General features: G+C 48.9%; 18 protein-coding genes. 13 read left to right on the forward strand and 5 right to left on the reverse strand.

Going from position 1 to position 19,668, the window contains the following annotated elements; translation table 11 throughout:
• The first annotated feature begins 24 nt into the window (after positions 1-24).
• Together IDH44_RS09595 and ilvD are read left to right on the forward strand one after the other, a co-directional pair.
• A complete protein-coding gene (locus IDH44_RS09595; protein WP_190917054.1) occupies positions 25-489 on the forward strand; it encodes a phage tail protein in 465 nt (154 codons plus the stop codon).
• 244 nt (positions 490-733) lie between these two features.
• Positions 734-2,419: a dihydroxy-acid dehydratase gene (gene ilvD / locus IDH44_RS09600; RefSeq protein ID WP_190917056.1), complete on the forward strand. Its 1,686-nt coding sequence runs from the start codon at positions 734-736 to the stop codon at positions 2,417-2,419.
• A gap of 95 nt (positions 2,420-2,514) precedes the next feature.
• On the opposite strand, the gene IDH44_RS09605 is transcribed toward ilvD, so the two are convergent.
• Positions 2,515-3,492 carry an AraC family transcriptional regulator gene (locus tag IDH44_RS09605; protein ID WP_190917058.1) on the reverse strand — a complete coding sequence of 326 codons (978 nt, stop codon included), beginning with the start codon at positions 3,490-3,492 and terminating at the stop codon, positions 2,515-2,517.
• A 238-nt stretch (positions 3,493-3,730) separates the two neighbouring features.
• On the opposite strand from IDH44_RS09605, the gene IDH44_RS09610 reads away from it, so the two are divergent.
• Entirely contained in the window at positions 3,731-6,772 is a 3,042-nt protein-coding gene (locus IDH44_RS09610) for a family 78 glycoside hydrolase catalytic domain (protein ID WP_317890146.1), read from the forward strand.
• 106 nt (positions 6,773-6,878) lie between these two features.
• Here the strand turns inward: IDH44_RS09610 and IDH44_RS09615 are convergent, their stop codons facing one another.
• Both IDH44_RS09615 and IDH44_RS09620 read right to left on the reverse strand, forming a co-directional pair.
• The gene (locus tag IDH44_RS09615; protein WP_190917061.1) at positions 6,879-7,526 is read right to left on the reverse strand and encodes an NAD(P)H-dependent oxidoreductase; all 648 of its coding nucleotides are present in this window, start codon (positions 7,524-7,526) and stop codon (positions 6,879-6,881) included.
• A 40-nt stretch (positions 7,527-7,566) separates the two neighbouring features.
• On the reverse strand, positions 7,567-8,046 hold the full coding sequence (locus IDH44_RS09620; protein ID WP_190917063.1) for a carboxymuconolactone decarboxylase family protein: 480 nt from the start codon (positions 8,044-8,046) through the stop codon (positions 7,567-7,569).
• A 189-nt stretch (positions 8,047-8,235) separates the two neighbouring features.
• Here IDH44_RS09620 and IDH44_RS09625 point away from each other — a divergent pair, with 189 nt between their 5' ends.
• Positions 8,236-9,072: a sigma-70 family RNA polymerase sigma factor gene (locus tag IDH44_RS09625; RefSeq protein ID WP_190917065.1), complete on the forward strand. Its 837-nt coding sequence runs from the start codon at positions 8,236-8,238 to the stop codon at positions 9,070-9,072.
• A gap of 27 nt (positions 9,073-9,099) precedes the next feature.
• Here IDH44_RS09625 and IDH44_RS09630 read toward each other — a convergent pair whose 3' ends face one another.
• Positions 9,100-10,014, reverse strand: coding sequence for a helix-turn-helix transcriptional regulator (locus IDH44_RS09630; RefSeq protein ID WP_190917067.1), 915 nt, complete (start codon positions 10,012-10,014; stop codon positions 9,100-9,102).
• A 110-nt stretch (positions 10,015-10,124) separates the two neighbouring features.
• Here IDH44_RS09630 and IDH44_RS09635 point away from each other — a divergent pair, with 110 nt between their 5' ends.
• From IDH44_RS09635 to IDH44_RS09645, 3 genes are all read left to right on the forward strand, one after another.
• Positions 10,125-11,483: a sulfatase-like hydrolase/transferase gene (locus IDH44_RS09635; protein WP_190917068.1), complete on the forward strand. Its 1,359-nt coding sequence runs from the start codon at positions 10,125-10,127 to the stop codon at positions 11,481-11,483.
• 148 nt (positions 11,484-11,631) lie between these two features.
• Positions 11,632-12,054: a MerR family transcriptional regulator gene (locus tag IDH44_RS09640; RefSeq protein ID WP_190917070.1), complete on the forward strand. Its 423-nt coding sequence runs from the start codon at positions 11,632-11,634 to the stop codon at positions 12,052-12,054.
• Between the two features lie 16 nt (positions 12,055-12,070).
• Positions 12,071-13,042, forward strand: a complete 972-nt coding sequence (locus tag IDH44_RS09645) for an aldo/keto reductase (RefSeq protein WP_190917071.1) — start codon at positions 12,071-12,073, stop codon at positions 13,040-13,042.
• 7 nt (positions 13,043-13,049) lie between these two features.
• Here the strand turns inward: IDH44_RS09645 and IDH44_RS09650 are convergent, their stop codons facing one another.
• Positions 13,050-14,000: a sigma-70 family RNA polymerase sigma factor gene (locus IDH44_RS09650; RefSeq protein ID WP_190917073.1), complete on the reverse strand. Its 951-nt coding sequence runs from the start codon at positions 13,998-14,000 to the stop codon at positions 13,050-13,052.
• Between the two features lie 174 nt (positions 14,001-14,174).
• Here IDH44_RS09650 and IDH44_RS09655 point away from each other — a divergent pair, with 174 nt between their 5' ends.
• The 6 genes from IDH44_RS09655 to IDH44_RS09680 all read left to right on the forward strand — a co-directional run bounded on the left by IDH44_RS09655 (position 14,175) and on the right by IDH44_RS09680 (position 19,614).
• Complete coding sequence (locus tag IDH44_RS09655; protein ID WP_317890147.1) at positions 14,175-14,918, forward strand: NAD-dependent epimerase/dehydratase family protein; 744 nt, start codon at positions 14,175-14,177, stop codon at positions 14,916-14,918.
• A gap of 577 nt (positions 14,919-15,495) precedes the next feature.
• Entirely contained in the window at positions 15,496-15,711 is a 216-nt protein-coding gene (locus tag IDH44_RS09660) for a hypothetical protein (RefSeq protein WP_190917075.1), read from the forward strand.
• Positions 15,708-16,142, forward strand: coding sequence for a hypothetical protein (locus tag IDH44_RS09665; RefSeq protein WP_190917077.1), 435 nt, complete (start codon positions 15,708-15,710; stop codon positions 16,140-16,142). Before IDH44_RS09660 ends, IDH44_RS09665 begins: the two co-directional genes overlap by 4 nt.
• A complete protein-coding gene (locus IDH44_RS09670; RefSeq protein WP_190917079.1) occupies positions 16,070-16,837 on the forward strand; it encodes a TOPRIM nucleotidyl transferase/hydrolase domain-containing protein in 768 nt (255 codons plus the stop codon). The genes IDH44_RS09665 and IDH44_RS09670 overlap by 73 nt, the downstream gene beginning before the upstream one ends.
• Before the next feature lie 178 nt (positions 16,838-17,015).
• On the forward strand, positions 17,016-19,130 hold the full coding sequence (locus IDH44_RS09675; RefSeq protein ID WP_190917081.1) for an ATP-dependent nuclease: 2,115 nt from the start codon (positions 17,016-17,018) through the stop codon (positions 19,128-19,130).
• Entirely contained in the window at positions 19,117-19,614 is a 498-nt protein-coding gene (locus IDH44_RS09680) for a UvrD-helicase domain-containing protein (protein WP_190917082.1), read from the forward strand. The genes IDH44_RS09675 and IDH44_RS09680 overlap by 14 nt, the downstream gene beginning before the upstream one ends.
• Positions 19,615-19,668 lie beyond the last annotated feature (54 nt).

Below are 19,668 nucleotides of genomic sequence, written 5' to 3' on the forward strand. Positions count from 1 at the left end.
GAAAGAATGAAAGGAGAACAGCAAATGTCCTACGTTGTGGACTTTAAAAATGTGACGACAAGCGGGCTGGAAGCTTCGCCGGTGGCGGAAGCGCTCGCCGGCCTGCGCGCCAACGAGGCCCGATATTTTATGAACAAGTATAAGCATGCCTTTGAGGTTGTTCCCGCCGGCGAGAGCCAGGATACGCTTGCGTACGTGAATCGCATTTTAAAGGAGGAGCGCGACCTCGCCTTTGCGGCCGAGCCGCTGGAAACGGCGCGTTTTCAAGTTGAAAACATTCAATTCGCATACGTTTTTTATGCAGACGGACTTGCGCTTAATGTGATGTACACGGTGGATGATCCCAAAAAGCGCGCGGTTGGCTTCAAGCTATCCGAGGGGATGGACGTTCCGCAGGAGCTGGAAGGGAAGTTCAAGTTCGCAAGGCAGAAGTCCAAATTGGCGGGGACGATCCGCGGCTCGTTCTTTGTCATTAAGGGAGACTATTAGTCCCTGATCGCCGTGCCTTCCCGATTCCTTTCATTTAAAAAAAGACAAGCCCTTTTCCAAATAAAAGGAAGGGCTCGTCTTTTTGCTATGTTTTTACGACTAAAATAAAGGGTAAACTTGCACATGATGTATGGATACGTTATATTACATGAATTATCTATGGTCTACTGCGGCCTGAAGAAAAACGTGTGGATTCCGATGCAGGAGCTGTAAGGATTACTCTAATCAGACAGGAGCGATAACCATGACCGAAGGAAAAGATCTTCGCATTCGAAGCAAGGTCATCAGCGAGGGCGTCAACCGGGTGCCCAATAGAGCGATGCTGCGCGCGGTCGGCTTTACCGACGAGGATTTTAAAAAGCCGATGGTCGGGGTAGCGAGCACATGGAGCGAGGTGACGCCGTGCAATATGCACATCGATGCATTGGCCGCTCGAACCAATGAAGGCGCGCGTCGCCATGGCGGGGCGCCGCTGATTTTTAATACGATCACCGTCTCCGACGGCATCTCGATGGGGCATGGGGGCATGCTGTTCTCGCTGCCCAGCCGGGAGGCCATTGCCGATTCGATCGAGATTGTAACCGGCGCCGAGCGCTTCGACAGCCTGGTGGCGATCGGCGGATGCGATAAAAATACGCCTGCTTGTCTGATGGCGATCGGGCGGCTCAATATTCCTTCGATCTACGTCTACGGCGGAACGATTCAACCCGGCAAGCTGGACGGCAAAGACGTCGATATCGTGACGGCCTTCGAGGCTGTCGGCCAGTATCACGAAGGAAAAATGAGCGACGAAGCGCTCCATCAGGTGGAATGCAGCGTCTGTCCCGGAGCGGGCGCTTGCGGCGGGATGTACACCGCCAATACGATGGCGGCGGCGGCGGAAGCAATGGGCATGACCCTTCCCGGTTCATCCTCTACACCTGCCATTTCGCCCGATAAGGCGACAGAGTGCGAGGCAGCCGGAAAGCAAGTGCTCTCGCTGCTCGAACAGGGGATTTATCCACGGGACATCATGACCAAACAAGCGTTTGAGAATGCGATCACCGTCGTCATGGCCCTGGGCGGCTCTACGAATGCGTTTTTGCATTTGCTGGCCATCGCGCATTCGGTTGAAGTCGATTTGACATTGGATGACTTCGAACGGATACGGCTGCGCGTTCCCCATCTCGCAGATCTGAAGCCAAGCGGCCGCCACGTCATGCAGGACCTGAACGATATCGGCGGCGTCCCCGGAGTCATGAAGCTGCTGCTCGCAGAGGGACTTCTCCATGGGGATTGCCTCACGGTTACCGGCAAGACGTTGGCACAGAATCTGGCCGAGTCTGCTTCATTGCGCGACGAGCAGGCGATCATTCGTCCGTTGGACAAGCCGCTGAAACCGAATGGACCGTTGGTTGTACTAAGAGGCAATCTGGCCCCGGAGGGCGCCGTAGCCAAAATGTCGGGCATGAAGATCAACCGGTTCGTCGGGCCGACGAAGGTGTTCGATAGCGAAGAGGACGCCACGGCAGCCATTCTGAGAAATGAAATTCAAAAGGGCGATGTCCTGGTCATTCGCTATTGCGGACCCAAGGGCGGACCGGGCATGCCGGAAATGCTGTCGGTTACCGCGCTAATTGTAGGGAAGGGGCTCGGCGGAGAAGTGGCTTTGATTACAGACGGCAGATTCTCAGGGGGCTCGCACGGCTTCGTCGTCGGCCATGTATCGCCCGAAGCGCAAGTAGGCGGACCGATTGCATTGCTGAGAGACGGTGATCTGATCACCATCGACAGCGAAACGCAGCAGATCTCGTTTGGCGTGAGTGAAGAGGAATTGGCTGCTCGCGTCCAAGCTTGGGAACAGCCTCCGCTCAAAGTGAAATCGGGCGTGCTGCTCAAGTACGCAAAGCTGGTGTCATCCGCCTCTAAAGGTGCAGTGACCGATTTATAGAACCCAACCCGTTTTTTGTATTCCGTTGTGTAGATGCCGTGCGACGGCCGCCAGTCACTGGGACTGGCGGCCGTTTTTTTTCGAGTGCCTCGATGTCAGCGCCCGAGGGTGAGAGGCGTGTGCGGGGGAGCCTTGTCATGGCGGGATTGTTTTCGGTATTCTGCCGGAGAGCAGTTGTGCTTCCGCTTAAACAACCGGTAGAAAAAATTGATGTTCTCATACCCGACTTCGTTGGCGACCGCCTGTATGCTGATCTCGGAATTGCGAAGAAGGAGACCGGCTTGACCGAGTCGGATCTGATGAACCAGATGGATGAAGCTATGACCTGTAATCTTTTTGAGCACCTTGCCCAGGTAGTTGGCATTGAAGTTGAAGTGTCGGGCCGTCGATTCCAGTGTCACGGTCTGATAGTTCGTCTGAATATGATCAAGAATGTCCGTAATTTGCGTATTTTTCAAAGCTTCAAAATTCCGCGCGTTGACATCCCCTCTGTACATACGCAGCATCTCGGCAAAAAGGATGACCATATAGGCGTTGATAATCTCGTCCGAGCAAGGCTGCTTGTTAAAATATTCGCAAAGAATGGTGTGCATGATGCGGCTGATCGCCTCGTTGGCGCCGGAATGAATCAAGATATATTCGTTGGAATGCTTGTTCTCATAAATGGCATGGGTCAGAAAGCTGGAAAAGATATCATTTCCGGAAAGCCTGCTTAAAAACGCCCAATCAAAATAACTTTTCCGCATGAGGCAGTTGATGATGATGTCGTCTTCTCCCGTATTCCCGATGGAATGATACGTATTCGTATCCAGGATGCACAGCTCGCCCTTTTTCATCGACACTTCTTTGTCATTGATCGTTTGATGACATTCGCCCGAATAAATGTAAATCAATTCGATAAACGAATGGCGGTGCCGGGCAACCGGCTTGAATCGCGGGTGCACGGAAAACGCGATCTCTTGCCCGGGAGGAAGAAAGGTATCATCGTCCAGCGTATCTGAGCGAGGTCCGTTATGTTCCCGCTCATTCTCCGAAAAATGACGTAAAAAAGGCTCCAGTTCAAAATCGGTCATCTGCATACACCTCGCCAGTCTTTTGCCACGGTATCGTTCTATTATAGCATGAAGAAGGTTTGGCTTCATTCCGAAATGGTCATAGATTCAGCTTTAATGGTCATTTAAAAATCTCGAGAAAAGCTGTAAATTAGCTTGTATATCCACGTCAGAAGCGCGCGCTGCCGCATGACGGATTTGGTCAATGGGCGCGAAGCGACGCAGCCATAGCGCAATCACGAACGGGGAGGAAACGAATGTGAATGAGAACAGCCAGGTCACGATTACGAAGCTGAGGGTGGAGAATCGGGTCAACCCACTCGGCATTGATGCAGAGGCCCCTCGCATGAGCTGGATCATGGAAGCCGCAGGACGTGGCCAGAAGCAGACGGCTTATCAGATTCTGGTTGCGACGCAGCCGGAGAAGCTGTCTGTAGAGCAGGCAGACCTGTGGAACAGCGGCAAAGTTGCTTCAAACGAATCGGCAGGGATCCTTTATGAGGGACAGCCTTTGCAGCCCTCGACACGTTATTACTGGACGGTAATCGTTTGGGAGCGAAGCGGTCAAAAGGTGGAAGCGACGGAAGCGGCCTATTTCGAAACCGGATTAAGATCGTCCGACGGTGTAACCGGCTGGAGCGGGGCGAAGTGGATCAGGATGGACGGCAAACCGCCCAAAAGCCCTGGAGCTCCCATGTTGCGAAAAGAAACGAAGCTGAGAGGGAAAGTCAAGCAAGCGCGTCTCTATGTATCCGCACTGGGTGTATACGATGCGCATATCAACGGGCAGAAGGTTGGCATCGCACAGGAAGATGGCCCTTGCGTGTACGAATTTATGCCACCCGGATGGACGAATTTCGACCAAAACGTCGCCTACATGACCTATGATGTAACCGCTTTTCTACAGCATGATGCGGCAACGCTGGCTTTTACACTGGGCAACGGGTGGTGGAACGGGCGTATTTCCAAGGCGCCGGATTCGGAAAAACAAACGGTGTATTACAACGACGAGCAGAACGACTTGGCGCTGCTGTGCAAGCTGTTGATCAACTACGACGATCATTCAACCGAAGTCCTGGTGAGCGATACGGACGCCGGCTGGAAGGCGGCCGATCACGGACCCGTGCGGGCCGATGATCTCTATGATGGCGAAACCTATGACGCCAATCGGGAGCTGGAAGGTTGGACAGAGGCGGGCTTCGACGATTCCCAGTGGCAAGCGGTCAGGGAGCATGCTTATACCACAAGCTTCCCGAATGCAACTGTGACGGCGTACCATGGTCATACCGTACAGCTTATCGATGCCTTGGATCAAGTCCCGCAGGATGTCACGGTCTATCGCGACGTGATTGACCATGAAAGCAGCGAAAACGGCTTGGGGAAAATCAAAGTCGATGCGGCAAGAAGCATGGTAGACCCGGCCGCTGCAAGGCAAAGCGCGATTAGTATTTCTCCAGGCGATACGGCGATCTATGACCTGGGACAAAATATGGTGGGCATTCCGAGGATCGTGGTACACGGTCAAAAAGGGACGCAACTCAGAATCCGTTATGCCGAAATGCTGAACGATGCCAGCAAAGGGGCAGACGGTCCGGTGGGCTCGATCTATGTGGCCAATTTGCGGAATGCCCAAGCAACGGATGTTTATACGTTAAAAGGAGCTGCGGACGAGGAAATCTATCAACCGACCTTCACCTATCACGGCTTTCGATATGTTGAAATCACCATTGCCAATGGGGAGTCTGCCACGATTAAAAGCCTGACCGGAAAGGTTGCCATGTCGGCCTTGCCGGAAACCGGATCGATCGAAACCTCAAATTCTGATATCAATCAACTGTTTCGCAACATCATGTGGGGGCAGCGCGGCAACTATTTCTGGATTCCAACCGACTGTCCGCAGCGCAACGAGCGCGTGGGCTGGTCCGGAGATACGCAGCTATTTGCCAATACGGCCTTGTACAATATGGATGCCGCTCTGTTCCTGGAGAATTGGATGACGATGCTGGTCGAGAACCAGGAGACGTATGGCAACGGTGCCTTTACGTCGACGGCTCCGAGTGGACGGTATGCGAACTTCAGAGGTTTTGTCGGCTGTGGCGGCTGGGCGGATGCGGGGATCATCGTGCCGTGGACTGTGTGGCAAATGACGGGCGATCCCGCCATTATTCGAAAAAACTACGCTGCAATGAAGCGTTACATGGATTGGATCTATGCGCAGACCGGCGAAACGCACAGAGGAACAGGCGGTATCGGGGACTGGTTGAATTTCCAGGGAACAGACCGGCAGCTGATGAGCGATGCCTACTATGCGTATGATGCCCAGCTGATGGCAAGCATGGCGAATGCGATTGGCGAACAGGCAGACGTACAGGCATATGAAGCGCTGTTTGCCAACATTAAGCGCACCTTTATTCATAACTATATGCAGATCGACCAGAACGGGGCGGTAAAGGTCCTGTCCTCAGGCGGGTACACGGCGCTCGAATATGATGAAGACCCGGATCAAGTGGGGGTCGAAAACATCCAATTGGAGGATAACAGCCAAGCGGCGCTGCTGTGGTGCCTGAAGCTGGGCTTGTATGAGAACGAAGGGCAAAAGAAACAAATGATCGACTTGCTGGCTGACAACATCCAAAATGACGAGGCGTACCGACTGGCGCATCCCACCAGCTCACGGGTCCATTATGACGAGAACACGCTGTCTGTGGGCTTCCTGGGCGTCAATGTGATCGCGCCTGTGTTATCGGATGTCGGGCAGACAGGGCTGGCCTATAAGCTGCTCCTGCAGGACGCGATGCCGTCCTGGTTGTATTCGGTGAAAAACGGGGCGACCACGGTGTGGGAGCGCTGGAATTCCTACTCGGTAGAAGACGGATTCGGCGATGTGCGCATGAATTCATTCAATCATTATGCCTATGGCGCCATTGCGGAATGGATGTACAAATATATGGCCGGCATTGCCGCGGACCCCGCACAGCCCGGGTTCAGGCATATGATCCTGCAGCCGCATATCGACCCCAATCGCCAGATCACCCGGGTCGAAGGCGCGTACGACTCGGTACGCGGGACGATTCGCAGTGAATGGGAAGTAAAAGATCATACATTCACGTATGCCGTAACGGTTCCGGCGAATACGACGGCCGATCTCTATCTGCCGGCCGATCGGGAGCATCCCGTCCTGGAGAGCGGACGTCCGATTGCAGAGGCGGAAGGGGTCCAATTCATCGGCGATCAGGACGGCCGAGCGATCTACGCGCTTGAAGCAGGGAGCTATACGTTCCAATCGGTGATTCCGAATTAACATAGTCACACCCGTGTTCGCCAAGCGGCGAGTACGATACGAAGCCAAGCCCCATCTTCGAATGGAGAGGAGGGGCTTGGCTTCACTTCTTATTGGTCATCGGAAATCAAAAGACCTGTGCTGCTTCGCGTGCTCGTCGGATCGCTTTTTCTTTGATCTGTAAGGCTTGATCGGGATACTCGGCCATGCCTTCGATAAAAATGCCGGCAAGCTCAGAAATTCCTACGAACTCCATAATCACTTTTAAATGGCGGTGACCCATTTCCCAATTTTCGGCGAGCGTATTGGAACCCGGGGACAACACACTGCCGCTGGCTTGAATGTGAATCGCTTTTTTGTCGCCCAGCAGACCGACCCTGCCAATGTCGGGCAGATAGCTGAAGGTCTTGCCCGCTATGCAAATGGAATCCAGGTAGGCTTTCATGACCGGTGGATAGGAGTAGTTCCAGGTCGGGCTGACAAAGACATATTTATCCGCAGCTACAAATTGATCAACAAGTTCATTTATACGCCCAATTTTTGATTGTTCATCCCCATTCAACGCTTCGAAAGGCGTGCCCTGTTTAAGCTTTTCCCAGCCGTTGAACACGTCCGCATCTAAAAGCGGGATCCATGCCTTAAACAGATCGAGATGAATCACTTCATCCAAGGGATGAGTTTGGCGGTAAGCTTGTACAAATTCTTTTCCAGCCGCAATTGCGTGCGATTTGTCTTCTTCAAAAGGGTGGGCCGTGATATACAGTACAGTTCCCATAATAAAGCATTACCTTCCTTTGTGAGCCTTGATTATTGATTCAGTTACGCGCAGCCGACACGTCCACGCGTTGCTTAGTTGTCACATTGATGCGATTATAAAGATTGGCCGTGGCGATCCCCGTAATTAATGTAGCCAGTGCGCCTTCGTCATAATAGTGCGCGGCTTCCTCGTATACCTTGTCAGGGACCGGATCGGTCAAGTCGTGAAGCCGGGTCATCGATTCGCTGAGCGCGAGTGCGGCGCGTTCGGCATCGGTAAAATTAGACGTCTCTCGCCATGCAGATACGACCAGAAGCCGTTCGGCCGTTTCGCCCGCTGCCAGGGCATTGCGTGAATGCAGATCCACGCAGACGCTATCGCCGTTGATCTGACTGACGCGAAGGTAGGCAAGGAATAAGGTTCGGGCTGGCAAAGCGTTTTTCTCCGCCGACCCAAATAACGCCTTGCCCAATGCTTGCAAGGACTGGCCGACTTCGGGCAAACTCATCATTGGGCTGTTCATTCTGGATTGTTCCATTTGATACGCTCTCCTTTAAAATCAAGTAGTAGGCTTCATTAGGCCTCTCACTGGAATGACGTAGCCGATGACTGGAATGTGACAACGCAACATATTTTCGGATGTCGGTCACATGAAATGGATTTCGTTCGTCAATATAATAAGGGGTTCTCTGTCATTACTATTGCAAAGGTAGGAGAAGGGATGTATATGGAAGAACAATTCGAGTCTTATCGCGATCATTTACTGGCTGTTGCTTATCGCATGCTCGGATCCAGGAGCGAGGCGGAGGATGCCGTGCAGGAAGCGTGGCTGCGCCTTCATCGTTCAGATCCCGGTCAGATTGACAACTTAGGCGGATGGTTGACCACGGTCGTGTCACGCATATGTCTGGATATGCTGCGTTCGAGAAAGGCAAGGCGCGAGGAATTCATGGACGAACCATTCGTTGCAGATATAAAGGATCGGTCCAATCCCGAGCAAGAGGCGCTCATGGCCGATTCTGTCGGCGTTGCTTTGCTTGTTGTGCTAAGCAAGCTGAATCCGGCGGAGCGCCTCGCATTCGTGCTGCACGATATCTTCGCCATGCCGTTCAGCGAGCTCGCGCCAATCGTGGGGAAATCTGAGCTGGCCACACGAAAGCTGGCGAGCCGGGCACGCCAAAAGGTGAGAGGAGCAGAAGAACGTTCGCTAGATCAATTGGGGCTCCAACGCAAGCTGGTGGACGCATTTCTGACGGCTGCTTACGAAGGTGATTTTGAGGCGCTGGTTGCCACACTTGATCCGGAAGTAGTGCTCCGCGATGACCGCGAGGCAGGTGCGGTCACGGCGACCAAAGGGGCAATTGCTTTGGCCAAAAAGGTAGCGGGACGCGCCAAACCGGCCCGAGTGGCACTTGTGAACGGAAAGCTCGGGGCGGTTGCCGCCACGGAAGGGAAACTGATGTACGTGGTTCAATTCACAATCAGGGATGGAAAAATTGCCGAGGTCGATTTGATTTCAAGAGCTGCGGCGCTTGCTCGGTTGAATATTTCGAGTGTGAGTTGAAAGAAACGGCATGCCATTGCTCGCACACTATACGTTCCAATCCGACTTTTTCCGGTATTGGGCAGGTGTCGAGCCTGTTTTTTTTCGAAACAAGCTTATGAAATGGCTGAGGTCGTCAAATCCTACGGTCGCAGCGATTTCCGCAAGCGTCAGATTGGTCGTCAGCAACAGTTGCTTCGCTCTGGACAGTCTCGTCTGAATCACGTATTGATAAGGCGACATATTCAACGATTGGCGAAAAATCGCGCGCAGGTGCCCTTCACTCAAGCATGCGTATTGCGCAATCTCCTTTAAGGAGAGCGGGGCAGCATAATGCGTATGAATGAAGTTGCAGACATGAAATAAACGCTGGTCTGTCCGAGGTTCCGGGTCCGCCATGTGTGGTTGAACAATCGGAATCAGACGGGCGAGCCATTGTTTGAAGCAGGCCTCCCATGCCAAATATTCCGTAACGGAGGGCGCGGCGATCAAAGCTGATTCCTCGGCGGAGGCATTTCTTTTCGCCGTGTAGCGGCGGGCCAGCTCGCGCCAGTCGGCCAGCCATAACCTCACATCGTCATCACGCGATGGGCGCATATGCACCGGTATACCGTAAAGCTCAGGCCATTCCCAGGCGCCAATCGTAAATTGCATGCCGAGCGATAAATAATATAACGCTTGGGATGGCTGATTCGCATGCTCGTGCCGCGTCGTAATAACGGCTTGATTGGGAAGTACCAGCAAGTCTCCAGGCTGCAGCTTGTATTCGCGCTCCTCGTAAGATAAATACCGGTTTCCGTCAAGGATGTACCACACGGTCAAAGCCGGAATTTGATAATTATCGAAATTCCATTCCGGCAAACGCTCCCATTCATACGCAAAATAAAAGACGTTCCGCAAGCTGTCATTCAAATATGGATTTAGACGCGGCATACTGGAAATGGTCGCGGCCTCCTTTTGCATTTTTGTAAATCTCCGTTTTTTTATAGTATATCTTTGTTTGTTCGCTAAGCAAATCCCTCGGATCGACCTATAATTAAATGGTGACTCGAATGCCGAAGGGAGCTATTCCTATGTCCACCAAACTGAGAAAACCATCCAATGTCATCGTATTTTTTACCGATCAGCAACGCTGGGATACGACCGGAATTCATGGAAATCCGTTAGGATTAACCCCTAATTTCGACAGAATGGCGCAGGAAGGAACCCATCTGTACCACACGTATACCTGTCAGCCTGTGTGCGGTCCGGCAAGATCATGCCTGCAAACCGGGAAATATGCCACAACGACGGGCTGTTATCGCAACGGCATTCCGCTTCCGCAGTATACGAAAACATTGGCGCATTACTACAAGGAGCACGGCTATAAAACCGGATATATCGGCAAATGGCACTTGAGCGGACAAGAGCCTGTCCCGACTGAAGAAAGAGGAGGATACGAGTATTGGCTAGCCTCCAATGTACTGGAGTTCTCGTCGGATGCTTACGAGACTCAGTTATATAACGAGGACTGCGAGCCGGTCAAGCTTCCGGGCTATCGCGTCGACGCCCTGACGGATGCAGCGATCCGGTTCATCTATCGGCATCAAGAGCAACCGTTTTTCATGTTCCTGTCTTATCTGGAGCCCCATCATCAAAATCACACGGACAATTATCCCGCTCCTCACGGCTACGAAAGTCGATACCTCGACGGCTGGACGCCGCCCGATTTGAAGAAGCTTGGCGGGACGGCACCTCAGCATCTACCGGGGTATTATGGCATGGTCAAACGAGTGGATGAGGCGCTTGGCCGGCTGATGGACGCTTTGAAAAGTCTGGATATGCTAGAAGACACGATCATTTTATTTACATCCGATCACGGCAATCACTTCAAAACGCGCAATGACGAATACAAACGTTCCGCGCATGACGCCTCCATCCGCATTCCAACGGCGCTATACGGCCCAGGGTTCATGCAAGGCGGACAAATCCGTAGTCTGGTCAGCTTGCTGGACCTGCCGCCGACCTTGCTGGATGCGGTCGGAATCGATGTACCCTCGGAGATGCAGGGCAGATCCATACTACCGCTGGTCAAACGAGCGTCAGCGCAGTGGCCGTCGGAAGTGTTCTTGCAAATCAGCGAAACTCAGGTTGGACGCGCCATTCGGACCGATCGCTGGAAGTACAGCGTCGTGGCGGCAAACAAAAACGGCTTAGATGATTCCTGCTCCGATCGCTATAAGGAGGATCTGTTATACGACTTGCATGCGGACCCCTACGAATTGACGAATTTGGCCGGCATGGAGACGTATCGCAGCGTCGCAGACAGCTTGCGAAAAAGATTGATTGCCAGAATGGTGGAGGCTGGCGAACAGCCGCCAATCATCGAGCCTGCAGAGCAGGTGCCAGCGAAACAGCGACGCGTCTCCGTAACGGAGCTGAGAGTGAAGTGAAACGAAGGTACCTGAAACAGGCGTGACCATAACGATGAATGTGAATGTACAATAAATAACGCTTGCCTTAAAGTGTACTTTAAGGTTTAGGATGAAAAAGAACCAGCCGATTCCGTCTGAAAATAATTGAAAAGGAGCGATTCGGCCAATGGCATTCACGATCAAAGAAGCTTCAGAGCGGCTTGGTTGCCCGGCTCATACGATTCGTTATTACGAGAAGGAGGGATTGCTCCCTTACATTAAGCGAGATAAGCACGGGAATCGACTGTTCGAACAAGATCAACTCGATTGGATCCGGCTGATCACCTGTTTCCGGGCGACAGGGATGAAGCTGTCGGTACTCAAGGAAATGGTGGACCTTGCGCTCGATGGCGATTCCACGATCCCACAGCGCAAAGCGATCTTGAACCAGTACAAGGAAGATTTATTTCGCCGCCAGAACGAATTGGCCGAAGCGCTCGACGCCGTCAATAACAAGCTGTCGATATACGAAGACATCGAGAAAGGGAGAGTCCCTTCCGAGAGCCAGTTGTTAATCAAGATGGAGGAGTCAGAGCGACAACAAACATAGAATGAGGGATTACCACATGCAGCAAAGAATGTTGGGCAATAGCAGTATCCTTGTCTCTTCGATCGGATTGGGAATAATGGGAATGTCTCCGGGCATTTACGGGGAGACAAACGACGAACAGTCGATCCACACGATCCATCGTGCTTTGGACATTGGCGTAACGATGTTCGACACCGCCGACGTGTATGGCAACGGGCATAACGAACAGTTGCTCGGGAGTGCGCTTCAAGGACGCCGCGAGCAAGCCATTATCGCCACCAAATTCTCGTACACCCCAAACTACGAAAGCATCAATGGCCATCCAGATTACGTTAAGAAAGCAGTAGAGGATAGCCTTCGCCGCTTGAATACAGATTACATCGATGTATACTACCAACACCGCGTCGATCCGCAAATCCCGATAGAGGAGACGGTCGGAGCGATGGCAGACTTGGTCAAGGCAGGCAAAGTCCGGGCGCTCGGCCTGTCCGAGGCATCCGCTTCCACCATTCGCCGCGCGCATGCCGTGTATCCGATCTCCGTGCTAGAGAGCGAGTATTCGCTCTGGAGCCGTGACATCGAAGAGGAGATCCTTCCTACCGTAAGAGAGCTGGGGATGACCCATGTGGCCTATAGTCCACTGAGCAGGGGCTTTATCTCCGGCGAGCTTCGCACGTTCGAGGATCTGTCCGCCGACGATCTTCGCAGATGGATGCCGCGGTTCCAAGGCGAAAACTTCCGGAAGAACATTGAGGTTGTCGACAAGATTAAGGAGATCGCGAGGGAGAAGAACTGTACACCATCCCAATTGGCCATTGCCTGGACGATTGCGGGCGGGGCGCTGCCTATCCCGGGTACAAAACGTATTAAGTACTTGGAGGAAAATGCGGCCGCGGCTGATATCCTTCTCATGAAGGAGGACCTCGAGAGGATCGATCGGGTCAGCCCCAAGAATATCGTTCACGGCACGCGTTATATGAAAGAGCAGATGACGCTACTCGACGGCTAGACTATAGTTAGGAGAATTGTTTTGTGACATTTTTAAGCTTGTCAGGGTTCAAAATAATAAAAATGCGTGAGATCTTCTTTTCCGAGTCCCAACCGAACACCATGACCATAGTCGGCTGGCCGTTCTGGCTAACGATAAAGCCGGGTTGGCCGCTCACGTCGACCGGCAAAAGCGAATCCCCCAGCGTGCCTTTGCGCACGTTACTGATAAAGAATGCTGCGATGCGCTCGCTGCCCTCAATCGGATTGATCGCCGCGCGGGCTTTGCCGCCGCCATCGATGACGAATACGGCGTCATGCGCCAGCATGTCCACGAGCGCGGACGAATTTCCGGTTTCGGCCGCCTGCATGAACGCCTTGGCGAAAGCCCATGCTTGTTCCTCATTGAGCCGCATAGGATCGATCGCTTCCGCGCCGCCATCTTCTCCCGTCGATCCTAGCAGCTTTTCCTTTGCCCGGCTGAAAATTTTGCGGCAATTCGCTTCGGATTTCTGAACGATGTCCGCAATTTCCCCATAGTCGAAGTCGAGCGTCTCGCGTAGCAGGAAGACAGCGCGCTCGACGGCATTCAGTCTCTCCAGCATAACGAGCATCATGTACGTAATGTTCTCTTGCCGCTCGATGTAATTGGCAGGATTCCCGCTCTCTGCGGTGGCGGATCCGAGCGGGCTAGCCGCACGGCCGAATTCGTCATCGGCGATGGCAGGCTCCGGGAGCCATTGCCCGACGTAGAATTCGTGACGTTTGCGCGCGGATTGCTTCAGCTTCAAGCTTCTGTTGGTGACCATTCGGACCAAATAAGCTTTTTCGTGCCTGATGCTGCTGCGATCCACAGTCATCGTATAATCAACCAGCGCATCCTGCACGATGTCTTCCGCTTCGCTCAATGAACCGAGCATCCGGTATGCGAGCGTCATCAGCAGAGGGCGATACGATTCGACCGTCGACATATCCAACATCCTTGTCAACTCCTTATCTCCATCTAAACCATTACATTCTTCAACGCAAGCAGACGAATCGGCAGGCGCAAGAGAGAAGTCTAATTTCCCGTTATTATACTGTTTCCTTTCTTATGTCACAAATGCGATACCAGATGGGTCTTAAATAAAAATAGATAAAGGAGGCATTACCAAATGAAAATTTTAGTTGCTGGAGCAAGTGGCGTCATCGGGAGGGTACTCGTTCCGATGCTAGTACAAAAGGAACACGAAGTGGTTGGGTTAATATGCAATCCGGAGCATGCAGAAAGTTTGAAGAAAGCCGGTGCTTCATTCGTCCAAGCGGATGTATATGATCGCGAGAGTCTGTTCAAAGTAATCGCCGAAACTTCCCCAGAGGTGGTCATTCACCAATTGACTTCGCTGCAGGCTATGGATCCATCCGCCAATGCAAGAATTCGCGTGGAGGGAACGAGAAACTTAGTGGATGCTTCACTCGCCGCTGGCGTTCGTCGGATGATCGCGCAAAGCATCACAATGACCTATGCGCCTGGAGAAGGGCCGGCAACGGAGGAGTGTTCACTGGACTTTGAGGCTCCGGAACCGCAACTCACAAGCGTGAACGCTGTTCATGCACTGGAAACCACTGCTGCGGAAATGCTGGAGCATGTCATTCTTAGATATGGCGTGCTGTACGGTGAAGGGACCTGGTACGATTCGAACGGATTGTTCGCAGAGCAAGTTCGGCTTGGGAAATTGCCTGCTACTGACGGCATCACTTCTTTTGTGCATACAGAAGACGCCGCAGTTGCAGCTGTTATGGCACTGGAATGGCCCGCAGGAACATATAATATTGTGGATAGCGATCCAGCAGCGGGTACCGAATGGGTGCCTGTCTATGCAAAAGCCCTTAACGCTCCAGAACCCCAGATAATGTAAGGAAGTGGGAGAGGAGAACGTGGGGCGCTTAATGCAAAGGCACTTCGGAATGGCTGGAGTCCGCGATTTGCTTCATGGCGCAAAGGTTTTCCTCAGACGCTTCATTAAGCGGCAGCTGTAGTTAAAAGAATTGAAATTGTTTAAGAAAGCGGGGATTTTTGATCTCCGCTTTTCCTTACCGACTGGTGATGATATGATTGATTTGGAGATTTCGGATTTAGTGTGACATATGTACAAAATACTATGTAATTTACATATACATAAACGATAAAAAATGATTGCAATTACGCTATGTTATATGGGTTGTGACACAATACATATATCAAATTAAGGGGCAGCACCACGCTGTCCTTTTTCGTCGTATATAGGATGAGGACTTTACGGCAAGAGGAGCCATTATAGAATCCGAACGAGTAATCAGTCGTATGGTATGATAGAAGTCCTTTGTCTACACCGAGAGATGGGTACGAGAACAATAGGGACATGACGGCAGCTGAACGCTAGAGAGTATAAACCGATACAAAGTATTCAGATGTTTTGATATAATATTCCATAATAGACCAACGGGCGGTGCCAAATGGGTATGAGTCAAAAATCCAAGAAGAAGATTTCTAGAGAATTGCGTTTAGCGGCGCTGACAGAGAATAACCGAGCAAGTTTTATTGAATTTGAGGAATGGATTACTAGCCCTCAAAAAAATTATACGCCTGGGGCTATAGATCAAATAAGCAGCGTTATACTAAAATTTCTATATGGCTGCATGGCTGCGGCAAAACCGATGCAAATGAATTGACTATCGAATCTTTTTCTCTTTTTTTTGATGCAGAACAGCGGGTGGCGACCAGGAACACCAAGGTGCATCACATCATTAATTTCTTTACGTTTCTTACCGAAGTGAAGAAATCAGCACTAACCTTCGGGGTAAGTGATTTAAGTAGCTTTTTAATCAGCACCAAGGTGTTAAAAAAAGACTCCGAAGCCGGTGCAGCAAAGCCATTAAACATTGAAGATATTATTCTAATTCGTAATTTTCTAAAGAACGATTACAGGAAATTGTTTCTTTTTGAAATGGTCTATCAATATGGATTTGAGTTTGACGATCTAGTGCAATGCACAGAAGACAATTATGATTTTGATCTAGGCGTGGTAAGTTGGCAGGTACAATTGGAATTTTTATTTCAATGTCAGGATATGCAGAGGACGCCGTTGATGCACTCGTTTTAGGCAAGACGCTCAACATAATTTTACTCGACAAACGAGACTTGGATGCCGCGATTGCTCGTGACAATGGATTCACAAATATTCTCAAACTCAAGCTCCGTAAGGCAGCTGAGGAAGGTGCAATTTATTTCCCATCTGAAGGCGAATTCGAAACTGCCAAAAATAAACAACTCGTAGAGATAGACCATCTTCACTACGACCATGTAACAGGCGGGGTATTATCGACGCGGGTTGTCGATGCAACTACCGCAGATTTGTTAATCGTGTGCGAAGGTGATACTGATCGTGAGGTAATTGCTACACTGTCTGAAAGGATTCTAGGTAATGCCGGCTCGAATAGATCAATCAAAATTATTGTTGCTATGGGAAAGATTACAATTCCTCGTGTGGCAAACGCTTTATGGAACACTTTCTATTCTGAATCAAAAGTGTTAATAGTGACTGATGGTGACGGAGATCCCGTTAGGACAAAAGAAATGTTGGTGAAAGGCCTCGAATTTAACGAATGGATATCTGCGATTCCCAATCCTTCTATTGAAGACTGGCTTAACCTTGATGTTAACCAGCTAAAAAAAATGGGCTCAAAGTATCGCATTGAGCAATCTAGACGGGCAGCTAGTAATCTAGACATTGAGGAACTGCAGAAAAGAGACGGGCAGTTCGCACGGTTTCATGATGCGATCCTTGGTAAAGATTGATGGTGCTACAACAGCGGAAAAATATCCGCCGGACAGAAGAATAAGTACTCTGTTATTTATACGGGTAATGCATACGCTGTCATATTTCGTCGATTTAACAGCTGTATTGTATCTAAGAATTATGCTAGAATTTCCAATAAGAACAGTATATTTGTAGCTTTAAATTGGGGGCATGATTATGCATATATCTAGTCTGAAAATAAGGAATTTTCGTAATTTCAAAAAAGCTTGCTTTGTTTTTAAAGAAGGAGTAAACACGATAATTGGGGCAAATGGTTCTGGTAAAACAAATGCTTTATTCGCATTAAGACTTATTATTGATGAAAACTTACCTAGATCCTCAACGAATTTATTAGATACTGATTTTAATCGCTCACTTACAAATTGGCGTGGACATTGGATAGTAATTAGCCTCCACTTTGATAATCTCTCAAGCGACGATTCTTCACAAGCTCTTGTTTTTCAAGGTACCCATACAAGTGATAATAACGGATCATTAAATTTATATTTTAGACCTAAATATGAAGTACGCAAACGATTATTTGAAATGAGTCAGGATTTTTTTGATGACGCACATTTCATAGAATATCTTTCTACTTTAAAGATAAATAACTATGAATCTGTTTTATATGGTAGGGGAACAGCTGATTTCAGTAAAGATGAGGTTTATTCTTCAATTGTTGGGAATTTCACGAATTTCAATTTTCCAGACCCTGACAATGAAGACAGTAGTCTACTCGGTACACCAGCAAACCAATATATCTTCAAAAATGATTTTGCTTGTACTTATGCGAAAGCGTTAAGGGACGTTATTGGCGACTTGAAAAATCCTCGAACTTCACCTTTGCTAAGGTTGTTGAGTAATCTCAATATTAATGAGACGAGCACAGAAACTGTAAGTAATACGATTAGAGATTTAAATTGGCATATAACAAACTTACCAGAAATCAGAGAATTGGCTACTGGAGTATCCGAATCATTACATAAAACAGTAGGTCATACTTATGCTCCCCGAATAGAGATTAATTCTAATTTATCTGATGATTTTAAACATACCTTAAAAGCATTGCATATAAAGGCAGGAGAGTTAATTGGAGAGGATTATATTGGAGATCTACACGAGATGAGTCTCGGTGGGGCCAATTTGCTCTATCTTGCACTTAAACTTGAAGAATATAACAGACTTGATCATGATCAAAATAAAGCAGCACATTTCTTATTAATTGAAGAACCTGAAGCACATTTACATAACCATATTCAAAAAACACTGTTTCAGAAATATCATTACCATGAAAATACTCAAATTATTTTAACCACTCATTCTAGCCATATCTCTTCTTCTTGTTCTCTCAGTAATGTAAATATAGTTTATATTGAAGATAATTGTTGTGAAGTTTCACAACCAAGTAGGGGGCTAGACGATAACGAAGTAAGAAGGATTGAACGCTATCTAGATGCGACAAGATCGACACTATTATTCGCAAAGTCAGTAATCCTTGTTGAGGGAGATGCTGAGTTAATTCTGATTCCTGAGATGGTGAAAAAGGCATTTGGCATATCATTAGATGAGATCGGAGTTAGTCTAATAAATGCCGGCAGCACACAATTCACAAATATTGCCAATTTATTCTCTGCAGAACGCATCAGAAGAAAATGTGCCATTGTTACAGACAATGATCTTTCAATTGTCCCATTAGATGACGATAGTTATGAGGATAAAGAATTCCATAAAAAATGCAAGAATTCTCAAGAGTCAGGGGAACTACGCAAACAAAAGTTAGATGAGTTCTGTAATAACAATGAATACATCGCAGCTTTTTATGCTACCAGTACTTTTGAAGTGGAGTTACTTAAAGTAGGGAATAAAAACTTGATTGAGAATGTTATTCGAAGTGATATTTACTCACGGGTGAGTGATCAAAATGCCTCTATTGAAAAAATAAGAAGCTCAGAGCCCAGTATATTTGGTAAAGAGATATTACGTTTAGCAAACAAGGAAGGAAAAGGTTGGTTGGCCTTAGCAATTGCTGCTCGTTTAGATAATGAAATAGTAATTCCCGATTATTTGCTCGAGGCACTGGCATTTGTATCTTCCTTGAATGAAGGGCACTTAATTTCAATTGTTCAGTATCGCTTAGGTAGTGAGTACACAGTTTTTCTAGAAACTGTAAAGTTAATTTATGGTGCATATCCATCCGAGATTGAAATTATTAATTCTTTTTGCCAATTGAATAGTACTAGTATTGCATCCAAGTTTATTACTTTAAGGAGGAGATATCTTGAATCTCCTTAATTCATTAAATACAGAGCAAAAGGAAGTTGTCGAATACAATGACCATTTGTTAGTTATTGCTTGCCCTGGTAGTGGAAAGACAAGAACATTAGTTGCAAAGTTAATATACGAGGGGACAAGACTTAAAAAAAATGAAAAAATCGCAGCAATTACCTACACGAACTTAGCAGCTGAAGAGATTGAGCTCAGACTAGAAGCTAATTGTGTAGATGATAAATTTTATTGGGGAGGGACAATCCATTCCTTTTGTTCGAATTGGATAATAAAGCCTTTCTCGCACCTGGTTGAAGAATTAAAGTATGGATACACCTTTATTGATGAGGAAGATGTAGAAGAAATCACTGAGAACATTATGAAAAGTTTGGATCTAAAATATATTGAATTTAATACTCGACGAGACCCTAATGGTAACATGGTCGGTTTAAATGAAGAAAATGTTATGTTACTAATAGAGTCTGTTCAAAAAGCATCAACTTCATTTTGAAGATAACAGCATAGTAGTTCAGTAAAGATTCCAGAATTGGAAATAAAGAGGGAA

This window comes from Paenibacillus sabuli, assembly GCF_014705605.1.
Taxonomy (GTDB): domain Bacteria; phylum Bacillota; class Bacilli; order Paenibacillales; family Paenibacillaceae; genus Paenibacillus_D; species Paenibacillus_D sabuli.